Raw genomic sequence first — 20,976 nt, forward strand, 5'->3', positions numbered from 1 at the left:
GCGGCGACCCGCGCCTCCCGGCAGACTGGACGCACGATGGACTGGCAGACGACCCCCGAGGACTCCGTGCCGTCCACCCTGGTGCCCGGCACCGAACTCGGCACCCTCGGCAAGCCGCCCGTGACCGGTGCCTGGCGTCCCGGTGACCACCCGGGTGCACGCCACTTCGAGTCCCTCGGCGAGCAGTGGGTGCGCGGCGGCCGCCTGCCGTCCGTGCGCCTGGCGTACGAGATGTGGGGCACGCTCAACGCCGCCCGCGACAACGCGGTGCTCGTCCTGCACGCGCTGACCGGGGACTCGCACGTCGCGGGTGCCGCCGGCCCGGGCCACCGCACCGCCGGCTGGTGGGGCGACGTCGTCGGGCCCGGGCGGGCGATCGACACCGACCGGTGGTTCGTGATCGCGCCGAACATGCTCGGCGGCTGCCAGGGCACCACCGGGCCGTCGTCGGTGTCGCCGTCGGGCGCGGAGTGGGGCGCTCGGTTCCCGTTCGTGACGGTGCGCGACCAGGTCGAGGTGCAGGCGCAGCTCGCCGACCGGCTCGGCATCGAGACCTTCGCGGCCGTCGTGGGCGGGTCGATGGGCGGCATGCACGCCCTCGAGTTCGCGGTCTCGCACCCCGCGCGCGTGCAGCGGCTGGCGGTCCTGGCGTCGACGGCGCAGACCACCGCCGACCAGATCGCGGCGAACTCACTGCAGCGGGCGGCGATCCAGATGGACCCGGCGTTCGCCGGCGGCGACTACTTCGAGGCCGAGGCCGGCGAGGGACCGCACCGGGGACTGTCGCTGGCCCGACGGATGGCGCTCATGACGTACCGCGCCTCGGACGAGCTGAACAGCCGCTTTGCGCGGTCCTGGCAGAGCGACGTCTCCCCGCTCGGCGACGACGGCCGGTTCTCGGTGGAGAGCTACCTCGACTTCCACGGCAACAAGTTCACACGGCGGTTCGACGCCTCGAGCTACGTGACGCTGACGTACGCGATGGACTCGCACGACGTCGGGGCCGGGCGCGGCGGGGTGTCAGCAGCCCTCGGGCTGGTGACCGCACGGACCCTGGTGGTGGGGATCTCGAGCGACCGACTGTTCCCCGTCGAGGACCAGCATAGGATCGCCGCGGGCGTGCCGGACGCGCTCGACGGGGACACCGCAGCGGTGATCGAGAGCGAGTTCGGACACGACGGGTTCCTCATCGAGCACGAGCAGGTCGGGGCGCACCTGCGGCGGTTGCTGGAGTCCTGAGCGGGGCCTGCCGCCGCCGCGGCGCGCCGAAGACCCCCCAACGGGTGGCGCGCGTGGAATGATGGCGTGGAGCCCGGCACTGACCGACGCTCGGTTTCCCGAACCACCCAGATCGTCACCAACCAGGACATCGATGGACTTCATCGCACAGGAACGCGACCGCTTGCTGCGGTCGGCGACCCGTGTCGTGGGCATCGTCTGCGCGCTCGTCAGTGTCGTGGGCATCCTCTCCGCCGCCGCCGTGCCCACGCCGCCCCTCATCGGCGCACTCCTCTGCATCGCCGCGATGATCACCGCCCTCGTGTGCTTCGGTCGCGGCGGCGAGGTGTGGTGGACCGCCGCCATCGTCGTCGCCGGGCTCGCCACGATGGTGCTGCTCTTCACCGGCGTCGAGGACTCGGCGAGGCCCCTCGTCGCCAGCGCCGTGATGCCCCTGGCCGCCGGCGGGCTCTCGGCACCGCTGATGGCACAGCGCGGGCACCCGGTCGGTCTCGGCATCACCATCGCCGGGGGCGGTGCCGTGGTGGTGCTCATGGTCTGGGGGTCGGGCTCGCTCCTGTCGACCCCGGTCAGCGGCGCACTGCTCGGGTGGATCCTGATGGCCGTCGTGGCGATCTGGATCTCGCGCAGCATCCCCCGGGTCGCCCGTCGCATCTACAGCATCGGCACCGCCCACCGCGCCGAACGGCAGGCCAGCGAGACCGAGGCGCAGCGCCGCCAGGGTGCCCGCCTGTTGCACGACACCGTGCTCGCGACCCTGACGCTGCTGGCGCACTCCGGCGTCGGCGTCTCCGAGCAGGCGATGCGCGAGCAGGCCGCCGAGGACGCCCGACTGCTGCGGCACCTGCGCCTCGGTGCGACCCCGCAGCCCTCGCAGTCCGGTGACTACTCGCTCACCCGCGAAGAGGAGTCACCGCTCGGGCAGACCCTCGAGTCGGTCAAGCAGCGCTTCGGCCGGATGGGGCTCGAGGTCAGCTGGCACGGCACCGGGCAGGTCCTGCTGCCGTCGAACGTGCTCGACGCGTTCCTGCTCGCCCTCGGTGAGTGCCTCGAGAACGTCCGTCGGCACGCCGGCGTCGGCGAGGCCCACGTCACGATCGTCCACGACAACGAGGTCGTCCGCGCGATGGTCACCGACTCCGGCGTCGGCTTCGACCTCACCACCGTCAGTGCCGAGCGACTCGGCTTCAAGGAGAGCGTCGTGAACCGACTGCGCGAGGTCGGCGGCGACGCGAAGCTCTTCTCCGCGCCGGGCTCCGGCACCACCGTCGTCCTGGAGGCACCGCGATGACCCGGGTCCCCGAGGACACCATAGGCCGCCGTCTGCCCGGCGAGACCGCGCCGCCGGCACCCCGCACCCGCCGCGAGGCGCGCGAGCGGTACCGGACGAGCGAACGTCGCCAGGCCCGAGGGCTCCCGTCCACGTCCACCGGCGCCCGGTCCCTGCGGCAGGCCGCGAAGCCCGGCGCATCGCTCGGTGCCGGCTACCTCGGCCTCGGCGCCGCGGTCCTCACCGCGATCGAGGCCGTCGCCGGCATCGCGTTCTTCCTGGTGCGCTGGAACGAGTACTCCGACCCGTGGTTGCCCGCCGTCGCCTGGGGGCTCTACGTCGTCGCCGCCGTCGGGGTCGGACTCAGCGTCCTGACCTACGGCGAACGGCTGACGGGTCCGGCCTTCGCGTTGATCTGCGTCGTGCTGGCGTGCGTCGTCACGCTCGACTTCATCGGCATCTGGCCCGAGCACGACATCGCGCACACCGCGACCGCCTCGATGGCCGCGGGCTTCGCCCTGCTGCCGATCGCCACGCTCCGACCCGCCCGTGAGGTCGCCGTCGCCATCGGCGTGCTCGGCATCGCGTTCATCGTGATGGCCGTCGTGTCGACGCCGATCACGAACGACACCATGCCCGGCATCGTGTCCCTGCTGTCGCTCGTCGTGGTGCCGCCGTCGCTCGCGCTGTACGTCGTGCAGCGGTTCCGCCAGCTCGTGCAGCGCGAGCTCGACCGGGTGCTCGTGCAGAGCAACGTGCAGGCCCCGCAGTTCGCCGTCGGCATGCTCGCCTCGGACGAGCTCGCCCGGCTCGACCTGGCCGCCGAGAAGCTGCTCGACGCCGTCGCCAACGGCACCGACCCGCTGCCGTTGTCCGACGCCTCGAGCTCGGTCGCCGCGTCGCTCGCCACCGAGCTCCGCCTGCACCTGATCGAGGGCCGCCGCGAAACCTGGCTGTACCACGCGATCACCGAGTCCGACCACCTCGGTCGCTCGGTGAGCGTCGCCGACCCGACGGCCCTGGCGGGGCACCTCTCCCCCGCCCAGCGCGACGGGCTGCTGCAGGCCATCTGGCAGATGGTCGGCGACGGCCGCACCGCCCAGCCCGGCATGCCCGTCGTCTCCGTCACGCTCGGCCCGATCGGTTCCGACGGCCATCCGGTCAGCGACGACACCATGGACGTGCCCGTCGTCATCGAGTCCCGCGGGGTCCCCCGGCGCAGCCTCGGCCCGACGGCCTGGAGTGCCCTGCAGCGCATCGGCCCGTACACCGAGACCGTCCGCGACGGCGCGCTGCACATCGTCGCGCACTGCGTCGTGAACCGACATCCGTCGATGTAGCTGCCGGACACCCGCACGCCTGACCGACTTCCGGCCCGGATCCTCCTAGGATCGGCCGAGCAATCCGCACCGAGAAAGGACGCCAGCATGGCGACTCCAGAGGAACCGATCCGACTCGCACTGGTCGACGACCACAGGATGCTCCTCGGCGCGCTCACGGAGTGGATCCGGAACGCGGCCGACGACATCACCCTGGTGGCCGCCGTCACGACCTGGCCCGAGCTCCTGACGAGCCCGGCGTTCCCGGTCGACGTGGTGCTGCTGGACCTGGACCTCAAGGACTCCATCCCGGTGTCGCTGAAGATCTCGACGCTCAAGACCGCGGGCGTCAAGACCGTCGTGATGAGCACGTACTCGGAGCCGAACGTCGTGCGCGAGGCCCTCGGCGCCGGCGCCCTCGGGTACCTCGTCAAGAGCGAGGACGCCGACATGATCGTCGAGGCGATCCGCTCCGCCCAGCGCGGCGAGCAGTACGTCTCGGCCGAGCTCGACCTCGCCATCAACAGCGGCGACGTCGGCGGTGTGCCGAAGCTCAGCGCCCAGGAGCGTCGCGTGATGGCCCTGTACGGCGGTGGCGAGCCCGTCAAGAGCGTCGCCTACCAGCTCGGCATCTCCGAGGAGACCGCGAAGAGCTACCTCAAGCGCATCCGTGAGAAGTACCGCGTCGCCGGCTTCGACGTGGGCACGAAGGTGGCGCTCCGGAAGCGTGCGATCACCGACGGCATCATCGTGCAGGACGGCAGCCCCCTGGGGCTCTAGCACGCGTGGCGCGTTCCGCTTCGTGAGCAGTAATGGTCGGGTCCCGTGACGGGACCCGACCATTGCTGCTCACCATGTGCGGTGGCCGCACCACGTGACGGACGGGAGGCCCGTGGCGGCGTCGGCACGGGCCTCCCGTCCGGTGGGTGCGTGCGCGCACCCCGCGTGTCAGGCCGTCGGGACCGGTGCGGTGATCGGACCGGTGGACGGTGACGAGGAGCGGACCGCGGCACGACGGGTGCTCCGCCGCTCGACCGCGTAGCTGACCATCGTCACCAGGACGCCGAGCAGCGCCAGGCCGATGCCGAGCCAGCCCGGTGCGAGGAACCCGAAGCCGGCGGCGATGACCGCGCCGCCCAGGGCCGCACCGATCGAGTTGCCGATGTTGAACGCCGAGTGGTTCAGCGCCGCCGCGATCGTGCGGGCATCCCCCGCGACGTCCATCAGGCGCGACTGCACCGCCGGCGGGATCGCCGACGAGGTCGCCCCGAGCAGGAACGCGCCGAGCAGCATGCCCCAGAGCCACTGCGCCGTCAGGACGGTGATGAGCAGGGCGCCGATGAGCGCGAACATCCCGACGTAGATCGTGCGCTTCACACTGTGGTCGGCCAGGTGTCCGCCGAGCACCCCGCCGACGACCATGCCGATGCCCACGACGACGAGCACGATCGGCACGAACGACTCGGGCATCCCGGTGACGTTCTGCACGAGCGGCGAGATGTACGAGTAGACCGCGAAGAACCCGCCGAACCCGACGGCGCCGAGGCCCATCACGATCCACACCTGCGGCACGCGGAACGCCCGGAGCTCACGGCCGATCGTGGCGTGCTCGTCGCGGGCACTCTTCGGCACGAAGGCCGCGACGGCCAGGAACGTCAGGGCGAACAGCGCGGCGACGACGCCGTAGGCGACCCGCCACCCGGCGACCTGTCCGACCCACGTGATCGCCGGGACACCGACGACGTTCGCGACCGACAGGCCGAGCAGCACCATGGCGATGCCCTTGCCGCGCTTGCCCGGGCCCATCATGTCCCCGGCGACGATCGACGCGATGCCGAAGTAGGCACCGTGCGGCAGACCCGCGACGAAGCGGGCGACGAGCACCAGACCGAACGAGGGCAGCAGCGCGCTCGCGATCGTCGCGACGACGAACCCGACGAGCAGCACGAGGATCAGGCCCTTGCGCGGGAACCGGGCGGACATCGCCGCGATGGTCGGCGCACCGACGACGACCCCGAGGGCGTACGCGCTGACGAGCCAGCCGGCGTGGGCGATCCCGGCGTCGGGATCGATGCCGTACTGCTCGGGGAGCAGGGCCTGCGCGATGTTCGGCAGCAGCCCCATCGCGACGAACTCGGTCGAGCCGATGGCGAACCCGCCGAGGGCGAGCGAGATGAGCGCGAGGGTGCGACGCGCAGGCGTGAGCTGTGACATGGGGCCTGTTCTCGTGCGGGCGGAGCGGGACGACGGTGCAGCACCCCACCGGACGGGGCGGCCGTGATGTCCTGGTCCGTCGAGTGTAGACCGCTCCAACGGACCAGCGAAAGCCCGCCGGAGGTCAGGCCGCTTGGCGCTCCGGCGTGCGGGTCCGTGCCGGGGTCTGCTCGGGCAGCTCGTCGCGGTGCACCCATCCGGTGCCGCACTCCGCGCAGGTCGCCCAGGCGTTGTCGCCGTGTTCGTCCGTGTCGATGACGACCGTTCGCAGGTCGCAGTCGGGGCACCAGCCGTCGTGCATCATCACGCGCTCCTCGTCGTCTCGCAGGCCACCCGATGTGGCTCGATGCAGACCATGAGACACCCGACCACCGACATCCGAGGGACCGCTCCGGCGTGTCGTCCGTGCCGCCGCGGGCTACTCGCCGAGTGCGGCCTCGAGCCGTTCGAGCTTGCCGTCGATCTCGCCGGTGTGCCCGGGGCGGATGTCGGCCTTGAGCACGAGCGACACCCGGGTGCCGTACGCACCGACGGCCTCGGTGGCGCGCTTGACGACGTCCATGACCTCGTCCCACTCCCCCTCGATCTCGGTGAACATCGACGAGGTGCGGTTCGGCAGCCCGCTCTCGCGCACCACGCGCACGGCCGCCGCGACGGCGTCGTGCACGGACCCGTCGGACGTTGCAGCGGGACCACCGGACGGAGCGACGGAGAAGGCGACGATCATGCGTCCATCCTGCCCGGCTCTGGCTGGTCGCGCACGGACGGCGATGAGCGCGACGACACCCGTCCGGACCCCGCGCAGCGCCCCATCCGCACCAGCACGACGACGCTCCACACCAGGATCGCCACCTCGAGCACGTTCCGCACCGTGAGCACCACGAGGATCCACGGCTGCACGCCGAGCAACTGGTCGTAGTAGCCCGGGTAGACCACCTGCGTGAGCAGGGCCATCGGCAGCGCGAGCACCGCGATGGGCACGAACCGACGCGCACTCGGGGTGCCCGCCGCGAGCCCCCACACGATCGGCACCGCGAACCAGCCGATGTACTGCGGCGACCCGACCTTGTTCGTCGCGATGAGCGCCGCCACGAACAGCAGCGCGAGGACCGGTGCGAGCTCGGCCCGACGGGCACCCCGGTGTGCGGCCCAGAGCGCGAGCACGACCCCGGCCACCACGCCGACGGCCATCAGCGGCGTCGACACCGCGGCGGCGGCGGACGTGCCGGCACCGGACACCTCGAAGGTCAGGATCTCCTGGTCGTAGAAGACCGCCGCTCCGGGGACGCCGAACGCCGCGGCCCACATGAAGGGTGTTGCGAGCGGTGACTCGATCTGCAGGGCACGACCGGTCTGCTCACCGACGAAGGACAGCAGGTACGGCGCACCGCCCCACAGCACGTCGACGAGCACGATCAGGGCGCTCAGCACCAGGGCTCCGGCGAGCACACTGCGGCGGTGTCCGCGACGCAGGAGCAGCAGCACCGCGACGAGCGCCGCGGGCCACACCTTCGTCCACGCGCCGGCCGTGAAGAGTGCGGAGGCGACAGCCGGCCTCGAGGCGACGAACGCCACGCCCACCAGCGCGAACGCCGTCGCGACGGTGTCGATCCGACCGAGCGCGATCGGCCCGAGCGCGAGCAGGAACAGCAGCCACCACCAGACGACCCGCACGCCATGCACGCCGAAGCGGTCGGACGACCCGACGCGGGCCCGGAACCGCCACAGGAACGCGCACGCCACGGCGTCGAGCACCACCATCAGCAGCAGCCATCCGGTACCGATGGACTCGACTCCCCCGAGCGCCGCGGCCGCCATCGGCACGATCGCCAGGATCGGGTACACCCACGCGCCGTCGACGCCGACCCAGAAGTCCGCGGTCCGCCCGGTCTCGATCCAGCGGCTGTAGGTGATGGTCACGTCACCGAGCGGCAGGTTCGCCGACACGAGGGTCAGCCACCACAGGAACCCGTGCACGGCGACGAACGCCAGGACGAAGCCGGCGAGTTCGAGCCACCGGGTCGAGGTCCTCTGCACCGGACGAGCGTAGCGGCCGGACCGGGGGCGATCGCCGCCACGATCTCAGGCTCTCCCGAGCATGACGTGTCACCGTTCAGCTCGTGACCTCCGACACCCCGCGCAAGCGCCGCAAGGCCGTCATCTGGATCTCCGTCATCGCCGCCGTCGTCGTCCTCGGCGTCGTCGGTGCGGTGGTCTTCACGAACGTCTACACGAGCACCGAGAACGCGAAGGCCTCGGCCGCGCCGTCCGTCGCCGCCACCCGCCAGGCCTCCACCCTCGACGACACGGACCTGTCCGGCGAGTGGACGGTCGGCGGCGACTCCGAGGCCGGGTACCGCGTCCACGAGGTCCTGAACGGCTCCGACGTCACCGTCACCGGCCGCACCGACAGCGTCTCCGGTACCGCGACCGTCGACGGCACGAGCATCACCGCCGCGAAGATCACGGTGCAGGTCGCCGACATCACCACCGACTCCGACCAGCGCGACGCCTACTTCCGCGACTCCGCGATGGACGCCGCGGCCTTCCCCGAGGCCACCTTCGAACTCACCGCGCCGATCGCCGACGCGGTCCCGAGCGGCTCCGACACGACGACCGTGACGGCTCCGGGGAAGCTGACCCTGCACGGCGTCACGAAGGACGTCACCGCGAAGCTGCAGGTCGGCCTGAACGGCGACGGTGTCGACATCTCCGGTTCGGTCCCGATCACCTTCTCGGACTACGGCGTGCAGGCCCCGAGCCTGGGGTTCGTCAAGGTCGACGACGCCGGTTCCGTCGAGTTCCTGGTGCACGCGACCCCCGCGAGCTGACGTCCGCGACGCGCGTCGCGCCCGTGACGTGACCGCCGACGGCCTGGAGGCGCGGTGTCGGCTGGCACCGCGCCTCCAGGCCGCCGGTCGTCGCGTCCGGGGCCGCACCCGCTCGCTGATGCGTGCGCATCCGTCGACAGAACACGCGTCGATCCCCTCGTGGATCGTCGGAAGGTGCACGCGCACCGACCGACTAGCCGCGCGCATCCCCGTCGACGACCAGGTCCCGCACGACCCCCGGCAGCTCGGCGATGAGCGTCGTCATCGGGAACGGCCCGCCGCCGGAGGCCCGCCGCGCCGCCAGCCCGTGCACCACGGCGGCCGACGCGGCCAGGTGGGCGAGGTCCGCCGGCGTGAGCGAGGACCCGGCGGCCTCGACGGCGCCCTGCCGCGCGGCGACGAGAGCCCCGAGCACCCCGCCCAGCACGTCCCCGGCACCGGCCGCCGCGAGCCACGGCGTCGCGGACGCAGCCACGAGCCGCACCGACCCGTCCGGGGTGACCACGTGGGTCCGCTCCCCCTTGAGCAGCACGACGCTGCCGGTCTGCTCCGCCGCACGGAGTGCCGCGGCGGCCGGGTCCTGCTCGATCTCAGCGCGATCGACCCCCAGGAACGATGCGAGCTCGCCGGCGTGCGGGGTGAGCACGGCGAGCGGCCCGAGGTCGACGAGCGGGATCGCCCCGGCGTCGACGACGACCGGGACGCCGTCGTCGGAGGCATGCGAGAAGCCCGACGCCGTCGTCGCGTCCAGGTCACCGAGCGACGGTGCCGAGATGCCGGAGCCGACGAGCCAGGCCTGCACGCGGCCGACTCCGGACACGACCTCGGGGCGGCGGGTCAGCACGTGGTCGGTGGCGCGTGACGGTCCGACGTACCGGACCATGCCGACGCCGGTGTGCACGGCGGCGTCAACCCCGAGCACCGCGGCACCGGGGTACTGGTCGGAGCCGGTGGCGACGCCGAGCACCCCGCGGCGGTACTTGGTGGACTCCCCCGTCGGCGCGGTGACCCACGCGGCGGCATCGGACGGTCGGACGGGCACGAAGTCGTTCACCGGCCCCACGTTACGGTGGAGCGCATGAGCCTGTTCCTGCCTGGTCGCGTGGTGGTCTTCGACTACGGCGAGGTGATCAGCCGCACGCCGCACGCCTCGCGGGACGCCCTCGTGGCCGCCACCGGGGTCCCGGCGGACGAGCTGTTCCCGGTGTACCAGGAGCTCCGGCACGACCTGGACCGCGGCGACCTGTCCGTCGTGGCGTACTGGCGTGCGATCGCGGAACGGACCGGACGGACCTGGAGCATCTCGGAGATCCACCGGTTCTGGGCGATCGACTTCACCGGGTGGTTCGAGGTCGAGCCGGAGACCCTCGACATCGTCGAGGAGCTGCACGACGCCGGCACCCGTGTCGCCCTGCTCTCGAACGCGGGCTTCGACTTCGGCGACCCGTACCGCCGTTCCCCGATGGGCTCGTTGTTCGAGACCGTCGTGGTGAGCGCCGAGGAGCACGTCCTGAAGCCCGCGGCATCCATCTACCGCGACACCTGTGCCCGCTTGGGAATCGACCCGGGTCAGATGGTGTTCGTGGACAACAGGGCCGAGAACGCCACCGGTGCGGAAGCGATCGGGGCGGTCGGCCACCACTACACGTCGCCGGCGTCGCTGCGGTCGTTCCTGACGGAACTGGCCGAGGCGCCGGCACCCGTCCTCTGAGGAGCCCGCGTGACGCACGCCCTGTTCGACCCGATCACCGTCCGTGACCTGACCGTCCGCAACCGCATCTGGGTCTCCCCGATGTGCCAGTACTCGGTGGACCAGCAGGACGGCGTCCCGACGCCGTGGCACCTCGTGCACCTGGGCGGGTTCGCCAAGGGCGGCGCCGGCGCGGTCGTGGTCGAGGCGACGGGTGTCGTGCCCGAGGGACGGATCACCCCGCAGGATCTCGGGCTGTGGAACGACCAGCAGCGCGACGCGTTCAAGCCGATCGTCGACTTCCTGCACGAGCAGGGCGCGGCGGCGGGCATCCAGCTGGCGCACGCCGGCCGCAAGGCGTCGACCTACCGCCCCTGGGACACCACGCACGGCACCGTCCCCGCCGACCAGGGCGGCTGGTCCACGGTCGCTCCGTCGGCCGTGGCCTTCGACGGCTACGACGTCCCGCGTGAGCTCGCGGTCGAGGACATCCGCGTCGTCGCCCTCGCCTTCGCGCAGTCCGCCCGCCGCGCGGTGGAGGCCGGGTTCGACCTGGTCGAGATCCACGCGGCCCACGGCTACCTGCTGCACCAGTTCCTCTCGCCGCTGAGCAACCAGCGCACCGACCAGTACGGCGGCTCGCTCGAGAACCGGGCGCGCGCGCTGCTCGAGGTCGTCGACGCCGTGCGCGCCGAGGTCGGCGAGGGCTTCCCGATCGTCGTCCGCTTCTCGGCCACCGACTGGGTGGACGGCGGGCTCACGCTCGACGAGACCACCGTCGTCGCCCGCTGGGCCGCGGAGCACGGTGCCGACCTGGCCGACGTGTCGACCGGCGGCAACGTCGCGAGCGCGCCGATCCCGGTCGGCCCCGGCTACCAGGTGCCGCACGCGGCGGCGATCAAGCGCGACGCCGGCATCCCGACGATCGCCGTGGGCATGATCTCCGAGGCGTTCCAGGCCGAGCAGATCGTCGCGACCGGCCTGGCCGACGTCGTGATGATCGGTCGCGAGATGCTCCGCGACCCGTCGTTCGCGCTCCGTGCCGCCGTCGAACTCCGCGTGCCGGTCGACTACGAGCCGCAGCAGTACCACCGCGCGCGGATCACGGCCTAGGCGCGGCCGGTTCTGTGCGGATCCACGGTTCAGCGACCGCGCAGGCAGTACGATTGGCAGCACTGTGGACGATCCCCCGAATAGTTCTTCGCCTCACTCATCCGCCGCTCACTCGGTGAGCTGCACGTCATCCCTGTGCGCGAACGGGGGTGAATCATGAGTCCGATCGACATCGTCATGCTGATCGGCGGCATCCTGCTGACCCTCGGCACGGGTGTCTTCGTCGCGTCCGAGTTCGCACTGGTCAACCTCGACCGCGCCGACGTCGAAGCGCGGCGCGACCGCGGTGAAGCCGGCCTCGCACCGGTCATCGGCGCGCTGAAGGTCACCTCGACGCACCTGTCCAGCGCACAGCTCGGCATCACGCTGACCACGCTGCTGACCGGCTACCTGCTCGAACCCTCGATCGCGAAGCTGCTCGAGGCGCCGTTCCTGGCGATGAACCTGCCAGAGGGCATCGTCGAGACCGTCGGCTCGATCGTGGCGCTCGTCATCGCGACCCTGCTGTCGATGATCCTCGGCGAACTCGTGCCGAAGAACTTCGCGCTCGCACTGCCCCTGCAGACCGCCAGGCTCGTGGTCCCGCTGCAGATCGCGTTCACGACGGTCTTCAAGCCCGCCGTCGCGCTCCTGAACGGCACCGCGAACGCCGTGCTCCGGTCGCTGGGCATCGAGCCGCAGGAGGAACTCTCCGGTGCCCGCAGCGCCGAGGAACTCACCTCGCTGCTGCGCCGCTCGGCCTCCGAGGGCTCGCTCGAACAGGACACCGCGACGCTCCTCGAGCGCACCATCTCGTTCTCCGAGCTGAGCGCCAGCGACGTGATGACCCCGCGCCCGAGGCTCTCCACCATCCGCGTGTCCGAGTCCGCCGAGGACGTCATCGCCCTCGCGCGCAAGACCGGCTTCAGCCGCTTCCCCGTCATCGAGGAGGACGCGGACGACGTCGTCGGCATCGTGCACGTCAAGCAGGCCGTCGCCGTGCCGCGCGAGAAGCGTCCGGAGGTCCCCGTCGGGGCACTCATGACCGACGCCGAACGCGTGCCGGAGACCATGCCCGGCGACACCCTGCTCGCCGAGGTCCGCGGCCGCGGCTACCAGATGGTCATCGTCGTCGACGAGTACGGCGGCACCGCCGGGGTCGTCACGCTCGAGGACCTGATCGAGGAGATCGTCGGCGAGGTCTCCGACGAGCACGACCGCGCCCGCATCGACGTGGTCCGCTCCCGTGACTGGCTGACCTTCCCCGGTCTGCTGCGTCCCGACGAGCTCGAGGACCGCGCCGGCGTGAAGGTGCCCGAGGAGGGCCCGTACGAGACCGTCGGCGGGTTCGTCATGTCGACGCTGGGCCGTCTGCCCGTCGTCGGCGACGAGGTGCCCCTGGACGGCGGCGTCTTCCGGGTCGAGCGGCTGGACGGCCGTCGGATCGACCGCATCCGCTGGACCCCGACGCGCCCGTCGACCGACACGGCGGCGACCGCCATCATCATCCCGTCCACCAAGAGCACCCCGACCACCACGAAGGCCGCGGCCACCACGACGAAGGGCAGCACCCGATGAGCTCCGATTGGTGGGGCATCTTCTGGCTCGTCGTCCTGTTGATGGGCAACGCGTACTTCGTCGCGGCGGAGTTCGCGGTCATCTCGGCTCGCCGCTCGCAGATCGAGCCGCGCGCCGAAGAGGGCTCGAAGGCCGCGCAGATGACGCTGTGGGCGATGGAGCACGCCACCCGCATGCTCGCGACGACCCAGCTCGGCATCACGGTCTGCTCGCTGCTCATCCTGAACGTGTCCGAGCCGGCGATCCACCACCTGCTCGAGGTCCCGCTGCACCTGACCGGCTGGAGCGCCGAGGTGATCGGCACCGTGGCCTTCGTGTTCACGCTGCTGCTCGTGTCGTTCCTGCACGTGGTGTTCGGCGAGATGGTGCCGAAGAACATCTCGTTCTCGATGCCGGACCGCGCCGCACTGCTGCTCGTGCCGACGCTCTGGTACATCGGTCACGGCCTGCACTGGGTCACCGTCGGCCTGAACGAGGTCGCGAACGCCGTGCTGCGGTTGTTCCGCGTCGAGCCCAAGGACGAAGCGGTGAGCGCCTTCACGGTGGAAGAGGTGCAGACCATCGTGGAGCAGTCCCGCCGCGAGGGCACCCTGACCGACGACGGCAAGCTCGCCCTGGCGTTCGAGTTCACCGAGAAGAAGGTCCGTGACGTCGCCGTGCCGATGGCCGAGCTCGTCACCCTGCCCGACGACGCCACCCCGGCCGACGTCGAGCACGCCGTGGCGCAGCGCGGGTTCTCCCGCTACGTGCTCGTCGGCGAGGACGGCTCCCCCACGGGCTACGTGCACGTGAAGGACGTCATCGACCTGCGTCCGGACGAGTTCGACGACCCGGTGCCGCCGAAGCGCATCCGGCAGCTCATCTCGCTCTACACCGAGATGGACCTCGAGGACGCGCTCGCGACCATGCGGGCCGCCGGGCGCCACGTGGCCCGCGCCTTCGACGCGGACGGCCGCACGATCGGCGTGCTGTTCCTCGAGGACATCCTCGAAGAACTGGTGGGCGAGGTCGAGGACGCGACCCGACGCCGGTAGACGCACCGGCAGACGGACGGGAGGCCCGTGGCGACACCGCCACGGGCCTCCCGTCCGTTCGTGGTCGCGACCAGGGCGACGCGCGCCCCGTCCGCGCTACCAGCTGACGGGCAGGGGCTTGCCCTCCTCGTACCCGGCGGCGGACTGGATGCCGACCAGCGCACGCTCGGAGAACTCGGCGAGGGACGACGCGCCCGCGTAGGTGGCGGAGCTGCGGACGCCGGTGGTGATCATGTCGAGCAGGTCCTCGACGCTCGGGCGCTCCGGGTCGAGGTAGATCGTCGACGACGAGATCCCCTCGGCGAAGAGCGCCTTGCGGGCCCGCTCGTACGGGTCGAGCCGCTCGAACCGCTCGCGCACGGCCTTGGCCGAGGCCATGCCCCAGCTCTCCTTGTACGCCTTGCCCGCAGCGTCGCGACGCAGGACGCCGGGGGCCTCGAGCGTGCCGGCGAACCACGAGCCGATCATGACGGCGGACGCCCCGGCTGCCAGCGCGAGGGCGACGTCGCGCGGGTAGCGCACCCCGCCGTCCGCCCAGACGTGCGCGCCGAGCGAGCGGGCCGCCGCGGCGGTCTCGAGCACGGCGGAGAACTGCGGACGACCGACGGCCGTCATCATGCGGGTGGTGCACATGGCACCAGGGCCGACGCCGACCTTGATGATGTCCGCTCCGGCCCCCACCAGGTGCGCGACGGCGTCGGCGGTGACGACGTTGCCGGCGACGAGCGGGATGCCGAGCTGCAGCGACGCGACCGTGCGGAGTGCGCGGAGCATGCCGTCCTGGTGGCCGTGCGCGGTGTCGAGGACCAGGACGTCCACGCCCGCGGCTGCCAGCGCCTTCGCCTTGGCGGCGACGTCGCCGTTGATGCCGAGCGCGGCGGCGACCCGGAGCCGGCCGGAACCGTCGACGGCGGGCGTGTAGATGTCGGAGCGGATCGCGCTCGTCTGGCTCGTGGTGCCGACGACCCGGCCGTGGCGCATCACCGGCGCGAAGTCGACCTCGGCGGCCGAGAGCACGTCGTACACGTGGCGGGGCGTGCCGGCGTCCTCGGCGTCGATCGCGGTCGAGGCGCCGTGCAGCAGGTCGCCGAGGACGGCGTCCGGGCCGGCGGTGCCGAGGCGGGTCGCGGGCACGCAGCCCAGGTACTCCCCGTCGGCGTCGCGGACGACCACACCACGGCCGGCCACCGGCAGGAGCTGCTCGAGGGCCTCGGCGACGGTGGTCTGCGCCCCCATGTCGTAGGCGGTGTCGAAGTCGACCGGCTGGTCCTTCACCCAGCGGATCGCGGCGTCGAGGTCCTGCAGGTGCATGTCCTGCGGCAGCACGCCGAGACCGCCGCGGCGGGCCAGGGTGGCGGCGAGCCGGGGGCCGGTGACGGAGTTCATGTTGGCGCTGACGATCGGGATCGTGGCACCGCTGCCGTCGTTCGCCGCGAGGTCGACGTCGAAGCGGCTCGTCACGCCGGAACGGCTCGGGACGAGGAAGACGTCGGAGTAGGTCAGGTCGTGCGTCGGCCGCGTCTCGTAGAACCTCATGCGCTCCACTGTACGGCTCCCGTCAGGGCCCCGACCGGGTGCTCGGGGGCTGCCGACTCGCGCCGCGGCTGACACGGAACGGACATGTCGGAGCGGCTAGGCTTGGCACCTGTGCGGCGCAGGGTTGCTCCGCACGACACACACGAGCATCTATCGACGGAGAGTGGGCGATCGGCTGTGTCGAGCCATCTGACCGGAACGGACGAGACCGCGGGCGAATTCGGGGCGAACGAGTGGCTCGTCGACGAGCTCTACGAGCAGTTCGTCGCGGACAAGGAGTCGGTCGACAAGTCCTGGTGGCCGGTCCTCGAGAGCTACCACCGCACGCAGGTCGGTGACGCTCCGGCTCCGACGGGGGCCCCCGCACAGCAGGCGCCGACCCAGCAGCAGTCCTCGACGCAGCAGCCGGCCACCGGGGACACCCCGGGCGAGGCGAAGGCGGGCCCGATCCAGGCGAAGACCACCTCGCGCCAGCCGGCACCGCAGCCGATCCCGGCCGAGGCGAACGACGCCGCCGACGACCACGAGGAGACCCACGAGGACGTGGCGACCCCGCTCCGGGGCATGGCCAAGACGCTGGCGTCGAACATGGACGCCTCGCTGACGGTCCCGACCGCCACGAGCGTCCGGACCATCCCGGCGAAGCTGATGATCGACAACCGGATCGTCATCAACAACCACCTGCGACGCGCCCGCGGCGGCAAGATCTCCTTCACGCACCTGATCGGGTGGGCGATGGTGCAGGCGATCAAGGACTTCCCGAGCCAGAACGTCTTCTACGAGGAGCGCGACGGCAAGCCGTTCGTCGTCGCCCCGGCGCACGTCAACCTCGGCATCGCGATCGACGTCCCGAAGAAGGACGGCACCCGCTCGCTCCTGGTGCCGAGCATCAAGCGTGCGGAGACCCTGACGTTCGGGCAGTTCCTCTCCGCCTACGAAGACCTCGTCAAGCGTGCCCGTGACAACAAGCTCACCCCGGCGGACTTCCAGGGCACGACGATCTCGCTCACCAACCCGGGCGGCATCGGCACCGTGCACTCGGTCCCGCGTCTGACGAAGGGGCAGGGCTCGATCATCGGCGCCGGCGCCCTGGAGTACCCGGCGCAGTTCCAGGGCTCGGCGTCGAAGACCCTGATCGAGCTCGGCATCGGCAAGACCATCACCCTGACGAGCACCTACGACCACCGCGTCATCCAGGGCGCCGGTTCGGGCGAGTACCTCAAGCACGTGCACGAGCGCCTCATCGGCGAGCACGGCTTCTACGACGGCATCTTCGCGGCGCTCCGGATCCCCTACAAGCCGATCCAGTGGGCGAACGACATCAACGTCGACCTGGCACACCGGGTGAACAAGACCGCGCGCGTGCAGGAGCTCATCAACAGCTACCGCGTCCGTGGACACCTGATGGCCGACATCGACCCGCTCGAGTACCGCCAGCGCACGCACCCCGACCTCGAGATCGAGAGCCACGGGCTGACCTTCTGGGACCTCGACCGCGAGTTCGTCACCGGTGGGCTCGCCGGCACCACCTCGGCACCACTGCGCGACGTCCTCGGGATCCTGCGCGACGCTTACTGCCGCACGGTCGGCATCGAGTACATGCACATCCAGGACCCGGAACAGCGTCGCTGGGTGCAGGAGCGCATCGAGGTGCCGTACTCGAAGCCCTCGAAGGAAGAGCAGCTCCGGGTCCTCGGCAAGCTCAACGAGGCCGAGGCGTTCGAGACCTTCCTGCAGACCAAGTACGTCGGCCAGAAGCGCTTCTCGCTCGAGGGCGGCGAGTCCACCATCGCCTTCCTCGACACCCTGATCCAGCACGCCGCCGGAGCCGGACTGGCCGAGGTCGCGATCGGCATGGCCCACCGTGGCCGCCTGAACGTGCTGACGAACATCGCCGGCAAGACCTACGGGCAGATCTTCCGTGAGTTCGAGGGGGTCCTCGCTGCCGGGAACGGTGTCCGGTCAGGGCTCAGGCGACGTGAAGTACCACGTCGGCACCGAGGGCGTGTTCCGCACGTCCGACGGCTCGAGCATCCCGGTGACGATCGCCGCGAACCCGTCCCACCTCGAAGCCGTCGACGGCGTGCTCGAGGGCATCGTCCGCGCCAAGCAGGACCGCGAGGCCCCCGGCAGCTTCGGTGTGCTCCCCGTGCTCGTGCACGGCGACGCGGCGATGGCCGGTCAGGGTGTGGTCGTCGAGACGCTGCAGATGTCGCAGCTCCGTGGCTACCGCACCGGCGGCACGGTCCACCTCGTCATCAACAACCAGGTCGGGTTCACCACCCCGCCCGAGTCGGCGCGCAGCTCGGTGTACTCCACCGACGTCGCGAAGACGATCCAGGCACCGATCTTCCACGTGAACGGTGACGACCCCGAGGCCGTCGCCCGCGTCGCCGAACTCGCCTTCGCGTACCGCGAGGAGTTCCACCGCGACGTCGTGATCGACCTGATCTGCTACCGCCGTCGTGGGCACAACGAGGGCGACGACCCCTCGATGACGCAGCCGCTGATGTACAACCTCATCGAGGCGAAGCGCTCCGTCCGCACGCTGTACACCGAGGCCCTCGTCGGCCGCGGTGACATCACGCAAGAGGAGTACGACGAGGCGCACCGCGACTTCCAGGACCGCCTGGAACGCGCCTTCGCCGAGACGCACGAGGCACAGACCGGCACCATCCCGGTGATCGAGGTCGACGACGACGGTGCGGTGCAGGGGCTCGAACGCCCGGCGGCGCAGCGCGACGACTCCGAGGTCGAGGTGCACGAGACCGCCGTGTCCGAAGAACTCGTCCGGGCGATCGGCGACGCGCACAGCAACCCGCCCGCCGGGTTCTCCATCCACCCGAAGCTGCAGCAGCTGCTGACCAAGCGCACCGAGATGACGCGCAACGGCGGCATCGACTGGGCGATGGCCGAGCTCATGGCGATCGGGTCGATCCTGGTCGAGGGCAAGCCCGTCCGCCTCGCCGGACAGGACGCCCGACGCGGCACGTTCGTCCAGCGCCAGTCGGTGTTCCACGACCGGGTGAACGGCCAGGAATGGCTGCCGCTGTCGAACCTCACCGAGGACCAGGCCCGGTTCTACGTGTACGACTCCCTGCTGAGCGAGTACGCGGCGATGGCGTTCGAGTACGGCTACTCGGTGGAGCGCCCCGAGTCCCTCGTGCTCTGGGAGGCACAGTTCGGCGACTTCGCGAACGGCGCCCAGATCGTCATCGACGAGTTCATCTCGTCCGCCGAGCAGAAGTGGGGGCAGCGCTCCGGCCTCGTCCTGCTGCTGCCGCACGGGTACGAGGGCCAGGGGCCGGACCACTCGTCGGCACGCATCGAGCGCTACCTGCAGCTGTGCGCCGAGGACAACATGATCGTCGCGCGACCGTCGACCCCGGCGTCGTACTTCCACCTGCTCCGCCGTCAGGCCTGGGCCCGGCCGCAGAAGCCGCTCGTCGTGTTCTCCCCGAAGGCGATGCTCCGGCTCCGCCAGGCGACGAGCGCGGTCGAGGACTTCACGACCGGAACGTTCGAGCCCGTGCTCGACGACGCGCGGATCACCGACAAGGGTGCCGTGCGCCGCGTCGTGCTGCACTCCGGCAAGGTGCACCACGACCTGCGTGCCGAGGTCGACAAGCGCGGCATCACCGACGTCGCACTCGTCCGGCTCGAGCAGCTCGCCCCGCTCCCCCTCGACCGCCTCCTCGAGGTGCTGTCGGGCTACCCGGACGCCGACGTCGTGTGGGCGCAGGAGGAGCCGGAGAACCAGGGTGCCTGGCCGTTCGTCTGCATGAACCTGTCGCCGCACCTGGGCGGCCGCCCGTTGTCCGTGGCGGCCCGCTCGGCGAGTGCCGCACCGGCCACGGGTTCCTCGAAGCGTTCGGCGCAAGAGGCCGCCGAGGTCATCAGCACCGCGTTGAGCGCGTCGGCCTAGCCACGAGGAAGCGCCCCGTGCGGGAGTCCGAGGGACTCCGGCACGGGGCGCTTCGACGTTCGCCGGGAAGCGGCGGCGCTACGCGATCTTCGTGTACCGCACCCCGGCGTCGTGGTACCCGCGCTTCTGGTAGAAGCGGTGCGCGCTGTCCGTCGCGGCCGCACTGACGGCACTGAGGCGACGCGCGCCCTGCTCGACCGCCCATGCTTCGAACGTGCCGATGAGCGCCGAACCGGTGCCGAGCCTCCTGGCCGTGTCGTCGACGACCAGCAGCAGCAGCTGCGCCGTCGGCTCGTCGCTGGCGTACGCCCACGTGACCTGCGCGCCGGCGACGGCGACGACCCGTCCGTCGTCCCCCCGGACCACCCAGGTGCGGTGCCCGGCTTCGGGAGTGAGCCGGTCGAGGCGGGCGCGCATCGACGCGTCGTCGACGTCGTGACCGAGCAGGCGGACGAGGGCGGCGACGTCGGCGACGTCCGTGTCGGACCAGGTGGTGGTCGACTCGACGGAGAGGGTCATGTCGGCCAACCTACCCGGGCCGTCGGTCGTGTTGCGACGGGCTTCCATAACAACTGATATTCATATACTCTGCTGTCATATCACCCGCCGGGTGAACCGACCGACAGGACAGCCATGCACATCACCTCCCGCCACGGCCGCACCGCCGCCTGGATCGCCTTCCCGCTCGCCGTCGTCGCCAGCGGCGCACTCATCGCCACGGCCTCGTACGCCGCCTTCTCGAGCAGCACCGACAACGCCGCGAACAGCTGGCGCACCGGTGCCGTCTCCCTCACCGACGACGACCAGGGCGTGGCGATGTTCGACGTCGACGACCTGGTGCCCGGGTCCGCCGGATCGAACTGCATCACCGTGACGGCGAACACCACCAACGCCTCGACCGTGAAGCTCTTCACCGCCAACGCGGCCGACGACGACGCACTCGCCGAGCACGTCGGGCTGAGGGTCGAGCGCGGCAGCCTCGGCACCCCCGACGACTGCAGCACGTTCACCGCGACGACGACCGTGCACGACGGGACGCTCGCCGGCCTCATGGAGTCCGAGTCCTTCGGCACCGGCGTCGACGCGTGGAAGCCGGCGACGGGTACGGCGAGCACGACCTACCGCGTCAGCTACGACCTGAGCGATGGCGCCCCGAACACCGTGCAGTCGTCCGAGGCCGGCACCTCGTTCGTGTGGGAAGCGCAGACCGACTGATCCCCCCACCCCATCCCGAATCGTCGCACCCGA

17 protein-coding genes and 1 pseudogene are annotated in these 20,976 nt (G+C 71.3%); 11 read left to right on the plus strand and 7 right to left on the minus strand.

From position 1 onward, the window contains the following. The first annotated feature begins 36 nt into the window (after positions 1-36). The 4 genes from metX (at position 37) to ACZZ9K_RS03635 (ending at position 4,608) form a co-directional block, all read left to right on the plus strand. On the plus strand, positions 37-1,239 hold the full coding sequence (gene metX / locus ACZZ9K_RS03620) for a homoserine O-acetyltransferase MetX (RefSeq protein WP_463443341.1): 1,203 nt from the start codon (positions 37-39) through the stop codon (positions 1,237-1,239). A gap of 133 nt (positions 1,240-1,372) precedes the next feature. Then, positions 1,373-2,530, plus strand: coding sequence for an ATP-binding protein (locus ACZZ9K_RS03625; protein ID WP_027465823.1), 1,158 nt, complete (start codon positions 1,373-1,375; stop codon positions 2,528-2,530). Then, positions 2,527-3,849, plus strand: a complete 1,323-nt coding sequence (locus ACZZ9K_RS03630) for a hypothetical protein (RefSeq protein WP_463443342.1) — start codon at positions 2,527-2,529, stop codon at positions 3,847-3,849. The genes ACZZ9K_RS03625 and ACZZ9K_RS03630 overlap by 4 nt, the downstream gene beginning before the upstream one ends. A gap of 87 nt (positions 3,850-3,936) precedes the next feature. After that, positions 3,937-4,608: a response regulator transcription factor gene (locus ACZZ9K_RS03635; protein ID WP_017888182.1), complete on the plus strand. Its 672-nt coding sequence runs from the start codon at positions 3,937-3,939 to the stop codon at positions 4,606-4,608. 168 nt (positions 4,609-4,776) lie between these two features. On the opposite strand, the gene ACZZ9K_RS03640 is transcribed toward ACZZ9K_RS03635, so the two are convergent. The 4 genes from ACZZ9K_RS03640 to ACZZ9K_RS03655 form a co-directional block, all read right to left on the minus strand. Then, positions 4,777-6,042 (minus strand): MFS transporter, encoded by a 1,266-nt coding sequence (locus ACZZ9K_RS03640; RefSeq protein WP_071404571.1) that lies wholly within the window; start codon positions 6,040-6,042, stop codon positions 4,777-4,779. A gap of 124 nt (positions 6,043-6,166) precedes the next feature. Further along, positions 6,167-6,346 carry a hypothetical protein gene (locus ACZZ9K_RS03645; RefSeq protein ID WP_027465825.1) on the minus strand — a complete coding sequence of 60 codons (180 nt, stop codon included), beginning with the start codon at positions 6,344-6,346 and terminating at the stop codon, positions 6,167-6,169. Positions 6,347-6,460: 114 nt separating this feature from the next. Beyond that, complete coding sequence (locus tag ACZZ9K_RS03650; protein WP_017888186.1) at positions 6,461-6,769, minus strand: thiamine-binding protein; 309 nt, start codon at positions 6,767-6,769, stop codon at positions 6,461-6,463. Next, positions 6,766-8,079 (minus strand): glycosyltransferase 87 family protein, encoded by a 1,314-nt coding sequence (locus ACZZ9K_RS03655; protein ID WP_463443343.1) that lies wholly within the window; start codon positions 8,077-8,079, stop codon positions 6,766-6,768. The genes ACZZ9K_RS03650 and ACZZ9K_RS03655 overlap by 4 nt, the downstream gene beginning before the upstream one ends. An 83-nt stretch (positions 8,080-8,162) precedes the next feature. Here ACZZ9K_RS03655 and ACZZ9K_RS03660 point away from each other — a divergent pair, with 83 nt between their 5' ends. Then, positions 8,163-8,873, plus strand: coding sequence for a YceI family protein (locus tag ACZZ9K_RS03660; protein ID WP_138803636.1), 711 nt, complete (start codon positions 8,163-8,165; stop codon positions 8,871-8,873). A gap of 193 nt (positions 8,874-9,066) precedes the next feature. Here the strand turns inward: ACZZ9K_RS03660 and ACZZ9K_RS03665 are convergent, their stop codons facing one another. Continuing rightward, positions 9,067-9,927 (minus strand): ADP-dependent NAD(P)H-hydrate dehydratase, encoded by an 861-nt coding sequence (locus tag ACZZ9K_RS03665; protein ID WP_463443344.1) that lies wholly within the window; start codon positions 9,925-9,927, stop codon positions 9,067-9,069. Positions 9,928-9,951: 24 nt separating this feature from the next. Between ACZZ9K_RS03665 and ACZZ9K_RS03670 the strand changes: the two genes are divergently transcribed. The 4 genes from ACZZ9K_RS03670 (at position 9,952) to ACZZ9K_RS03685 (ending at position 14,267) form a co-directional block, all read left to right on the plus strand. Then, a complete protein-coding gene (locus ACZZ9K_RS03670; RefSeq protein WP_138803638.1) occupies positions 9,952-10,584 on the plus strand; it encodes an HAD family hydrolase in 633 nt (210 codons plus the stop codon). Between the two features lie 9 nt (positions 10,585-10,593). Further along, positions 10,594-11,676, plus strand: a complete 1,083-nt coding sequence (locus ACZZ9K_RS03675) for an NADH:flavin oxidoreductase/NADH oxidase (RefSeq protein ID WP_463443345.1) — start codon at positions 10,594-10,596, stop codon at positions 11,674-11,676. A gap of 156 nt (positions 11,677-11,832) precedes the next feature. Further along, positions 11,833-13,233, plus strand: a complete 1,401-nt coding sequence (locus ACZZ9K_RS03680; RefSeq protein ID WP_111087819.1) for a hemolysin family protein — start codon at positions 11,833-11,835, stop codon at positions 13,231-13,233. Further along, the gene (locus tag ACZZ9K_RS03685; RefSeq protein ID WP_463443346.1) at positions 13,230-14,267 is read left to right on the plus strand and encodes a hemolysin family protein; all 1,038 of its coding nucleotides are present in this window, start codon (positions 13,230-13,232) and stop codon (positions 14,265-14,267) included. The genes ACZZ9K_RS03680 and ACZZ9K_RS03685 overlap by 4 nt, the downstream gene beginning before the upstream one ends. A 96-nt stretch (positions 14,268-14,363) precedes the next feature. On the opposite strand, the gene guaB1 is transcribed toward ACZZ9K_RS03685, so the two are convergent. Then, positions 14,364-15,803 (minus strand): GMP reductase, encoded by a 1,440-nt coding sequence (gene guaB1, locus ACZZ9K_RS03690; RefSeq protein ID WP_110864009.1) that lies wholly within the window; start codon positions 15,801-15,803, stop codon positions 14,364-14,366. Positions 15,804-15,980: 177 nt separating this feature from the next. Between guaB1 and ACZZ9K_RS03695 the strand changes: the two are divergent. Further along, positions 15,981-19,728: pseudogene (locus ACZZ9K_RS03695) on the plus strand (multifunctional oxoglutarate decarboxylase/oxoglutarate dehydrogenase thiamine pyrophosphate-binding subunit/dihydrolipoyllysine-residue succinyltransferase subunit). Between the two features lie 78 nt (positions 19,729-19,806). On the opposite strand, the gene ACZZ9K_RS03700 reads toward ACZZ9K_RS03695, so the two are convergent. Further along, positions 19,807-20,247, minus strand: coding sequence for a GNAT family N-acetyltransferase (locus tag ACZZ9K_RS03700; protein ID WP_027465835.1), 441 nt, complete (start codon positions 20,245-20,247; stop codon positions 19,807-19,809). Between the two features lie 114 nt (positions 20,248-20,361). Here ACZZ9K_RS03700 and ACZZ9K_RS03705 point away from each other — a divergent pair, with 114 nt between their 5' ends. After that, on the plus strand, positions 20,362-20,943 hold the full coding sequence (locus ACZZ9K_RS03705) for a hypothetical protein (RefSeq protein WP_463443347.1): 582 nt from the start codon (positions 20,362-20,364) through the stop codon (positions 20,941-20,943). Positions 20,944-20,976 lie beyond the last annotated feature (33 nt).

Source organism: Curtobacterium sp. AC268, from assembly GCF_979258745.1.